A 4,160-nucleotide genomic window follows, 5' to 3' on the forward strand; every position below is an offset into this window, starting at 1 on the left:
GACGGAGAGCCTGTTATATACCAGCGGAGCAATCGAGGCGCCCGGCAGTGTGGATCAGGGAACAACGAGAACGGACACCATGTTTTTAGAGCGGCAGCGTGGAATCACCATTCAAACGGCGGTCACTTCCTTTCAGTGGCACGATTGTAAGGTCAACATTGTGGATACTCCTGGGCATATGGATTTCTTAGCGGAGGTCTATCGCTCCCTTGCCATTCTTGACGGAGCGATTTTGGTTGTTTCTGCAAAAGACGGCGTTCAGGCGCAGACCCGTATTCTGTTTCATGCTCTGCAAGTAATGAAAATCCCAACTGTTATCTTTATTAACAAAATCGACCAGGACGGGATTGACCTGCCAGGTGTGTATCAGTCTATCCGAGATAAGCTCTCCGCAAATATGATTATTAAGCAGAACGTGCAGCTTTCCCCGGATATATCCATCATGGAAAACATGGGGCTGGAGAATTGGGATACCGTGATTGCGGACTGTGATGAATTGTTGGAGAAATATATTGCCGGAGAACCAATGGACAAAGAAGAACTTCTGCGGGAGGAAAACAGGAGAATCCAAAGCGTCTCTCTGTTTCCGGTCTATCATGGCAGTGCCAAGGTAAACTTGGGAATCCGACAACTCATTGAAGCGGTCACAGATACATTCCAATCACCCACCGGGCAGAACAGCTCTGAATTGTGCGGAACTGTGTTCAAAGTTGAGTACGCAAACCAGAGCCAACGCCTTGCCTATCTGCGGTTGTATAGCGGTACGCTTCATTTGCGGGATTCCGTAGCCTTGGCAGGGAAAGAAAAACTGAAAATTACGGAAATGCGTATCCCCTCAAAGGGTGAGATTGTCCGAACAGAGATTGCCCATGCGGGCGAGATCGTCATTGTACCCTGCGACAGTTTGCGGCTGAATGATGTGCTGGGAAACAAACTGCTGCTGCCCCGTGAAACGTGGAGCGACAATCCTCTCCCTTTGCTGCGGACAGCAATTGCACCAGAGAAACCAGAACAGAGGGAACGCTTGTTAAACGCCTTGACAGAAATTGCGGATACCGACCCGCTTCTGCGCTATGAAGTAGACGCTGTGACCCATGAGATCATTCTCTCCTTTTTGGGCCGGGTACAATTGGAAATTATCTCTGATCTTCTGGTGGAAAAATATCAGCTCAACACAACTGCAAAAGAACCTACCGTCATCTATATGGAGAGGCCATTGAAAGCGGTAAGTCACACCATTCATATCGAAGTGCCGCCCAATCCATTCTGGGCGTCCATCGGGCTGTCCGTCACCCCTCTCCCCCTTGGCACCGGAGTGCAGTATGAGAGCAAAGTTTCCGTTGGATACTTGAATCAGAGTTTTCAAAACGCTGTATTGGATGGTATCCGCTACGGTCTGGAACAAGGCGTGTATGGATGGAAGGTAACGGACTGTAAAATCTGTTTTGAGTATGGGCTTTATTATAGTCCGGTCAGCACTCCCGCAGACTTTCGGTCATTGGCACCTATTGTATTGGAGCAGGTGTTGAAAAAGGCGGGGACGCAGCTATTGGAACCATATCTTTCTTTTACACTCTATGCGCCGCAGGAATATCTCTCCAGAGCTTATCATGACGCACCAAAATATTGCGCGAGTATTGAAACGACCCAGGTTAAAAACAGCGAGGTGATTATTACTGGCGAAATCCCTGCCCGCTGTGTGCAAGAGTACCGCAATGACCTCACCTTTTATACAAACGGGAGAAGCGTTTGTTTAACAGAATTGAAGGGGTATCAAATCGCCAGCGGCGAACCAGTTTTTCAGCCACGCCGCCCAAACACCCGGATTGATAAGGTGCGCCATATGTTCAACAAAATTCTCCCATCAATGATGGACTTATAAAATCCCTTTGGAACAAAGGGCGCACTTCTATACATGGTCTGCGACCATGTATCGTGCGCTCTGCGAGGCTACGGCCCGGACTTCCGAAAGTCCGGGCCGTTTGCGTCGCTCCGCTCCGTACAAGGGGCTGCGCCCCTTGCGCCGCTTTGCGGCTATCCCTGCGCCCTCGCTGGAAAGGTACATCCGCTCTGCGTCTGCACCTTTCCAGCGAGGCTAAAACCGAATACCGTTACCCTTGACCGTTTACCCGACACAGCAGGTAGACGGTCTTTTGTTTTGCCAAGAAGGAGGTCAAACACGATGGACAAGTCACGCGAAGAATTAGAGAAAGAGTATGCTGAGGCCACCGCTAAGTTGGAGCAGTACCAGCACAGAGGCCAGCGGTATGAGAACCGCATCCGCTACTACACCCAAGGCGAAAGGAAGAAGCGAAACCACCGACTTATCACCCGTGGCGGAGCGGTGGAGAGTATCGCCCCGGAGGTGCGCGGCATGAGCGAAAGGGCCTTTTTTCTTTTGATGGAAAAGGTCTTTTCCCTGCCGGAAGTTGCCGCCCTGGTGAGCCAAGCCACTGACCAGCAGGAAAGCGGATAATTGGCCCTGTTCCATCTCCACGTTACCCAGGTCAAACGGAGCGCGGGACAGTCTGTTGTCACGTCCGCCGCCTACCGAGCCGGGGAGAAATTGTATAGCGAATACTATGGCGAGGTCAGCGACTACACCCACAAGGGCGGCGTGGTCTGCACAGACATTCTCCTGCCGCCCCAGGCCCCCAACCAGTACCAAGACCGCGCCACCCTCTGGAACGCCGTGGAGAAGGCCGAGCGCGGCAAGAAAGCCCAGCTTGCATATAGCTTTGACATTGCCTTGCAGAACGAGTTTTCATTGGAGGAAAACATCGCTCTTGCAAGGCAATTTGTTTCGGAGCAGCTTGTGGGCCGGGGCATGATTGCCGACTTTGCCATCCACCAGCCGGACAAGGAGGACGGCGGTATTCCTAACCCGCACTTTCATGTTCTCTGCCCCATCCGGCCCATTGAGCCAGACGGCAAATGGGGGTGCAAGCAGCGCCGCCGCTACCGTCTGGACGAGGACGGGAACCGCATTATGGGAGAGGACGGCAAGCCCCTCTTTGACGCTGTTCCCACTACCGACTGGGGAAGCCCGGAAACACTGGAACATTGGCGGGAGGCGTGGGCCGCTATGGTGAACGCCAAGTTTGAGGAAAAGGGGCTGACCTGCCGCATCGACCACCGCTCCTATGAGCGTCAGGGCCTTGACCTGCTGCCCACCGTCCATGAGGGCGTGGCCGTCCGCCAGATGGAGGCCAAGGGCATCCCCACCGACAAGGGCGATCTGAACCGCTGGATAAAAAAGGCCAACAACATTCTGCGGGATATTCGGAAGAAAATCGCCGGCCTGACGGATTGGATTAAGGCCATAAAAGAAGAATTGAGCAAGCCCCAGGCCCCGACCCTTGCCGCCCTGCTGACCGACTACTATGAGGGCCGGAACGCCGGAGCATGGAGCCGCAACGCCAGGATTGGAAATCTTAAAGGTTTTGCCGAGGCCATCAATTTTCTGACCGAGAGGGGCATCGCTACGCTGGAAGATTTAGAGACCCATATCGCCGCCCAGAGTGAACGAACGGAGGCCATCAACACATCCATGAAAGCGAAGCGTGACCGTCTGAACGAATTGAAGGAACTGCTTCGCCTTGTTGACCTCTACCGAGACACCAAGCCCGTCTATGACGAGTTGCAGGGTATCAAGTGGAAGGGCAAGCGGGAAAAATTCGAGAGGGAGCATGAGAACGAGTTGAGGACGTTCCACATGGCCCGCCGGAAGCTGGACAAGCACCGTTCCCCTGCTGGTAAAATCCCCGTTCATGCGTGGGAACAGGAACAGGCGAGGCTTCACCAGGAGTACACAGCCGAGTATGAGCAGTACAAGCCTATCCAAGACGATTTGCGGCGGCTTCAACAGGTGAAGCGGAACGCCGATGCTGCCATACACCAGCAGGAGCAGACCCAGCAGAAACGCCGGGAGGTGGAGCGGTGAACGGCATTCCCCGACTGACCTACCAGCAGTACCGAGCCGTCCGGCGGCTGGTGCATGACTGCTGCAATTATGACGGCGGCAACTGTCTTGCTCTTGATGACGGCTGGGAGCCTTGTGTCTGCGTCCAGAGTATCACCTATTCCCTGGTCTGTAAATGGTTCCGCGCCGCCGTCCTGCCAACAGACAAGGGCCTTGATTATCAACTTTATCCGAACAC

4 protein-coding genes are annotated in these 4,160 nt (G+C 53.6%); all 4 read left to right on the forward strand.

What is annotated here, in order from left to right; genetic code table 11:
- On the forward strand, nucleotides 1-1,882 hold a 1,882-nt coding region (gene tet, locus DW211_RS09925; RefSeq protein ID WP_118260591.1), incomplete at its 5' end, for a TetM/TetW/TetO/TetS family tetracycline resistance ribosomal protection protein.
- Between the two features lie 300 nt (nucleotides 1,883-2,182).
- Nucleotides 2,183-2,476 carry a DUF3847 domain-containing protein gene (locus DW211_RS10155; RefSeq protein WP_021631985.1) on the forward strand — a complete coding sequence of 98 codons (294 nt, stop codon included), beginning with the start codon at nucleotides 2,183-2,185 and terminating at the stop codon, nucleotides 2,474-2,476.
- On the forward strand, nucleotides 2,477-3,943 hold the full coding sequence (gene mobQ, locus DW211_RS09935) for a MobQ family relaxase (RefSeq protein WP_021631986.1): 1,467 nt from the start codon (nucleotides 2,477-2,479) through the stop codon (nucleotides 3,941-3,943).
- Nucleotides 3,940-4,160 (forward strand): cysteine-rich VLP domain-containing protein (locus DW211_RS09940; protein WP_304999788.1); only part of this gene is annotated, 221 nt, incomplete at its 3' end. The genes mobQ and DW211_RS09940, both read left to right, overlap by 4 nt.

This window comes from Collinsella sp. AM18-10, assembly GCF_003471585.1.
Taxonomy (GTDB): Bacteria; Actinomycetota; Coriobacteriia; order Coriobacteriales; family Coriobacteriaceae; genus Collinsella.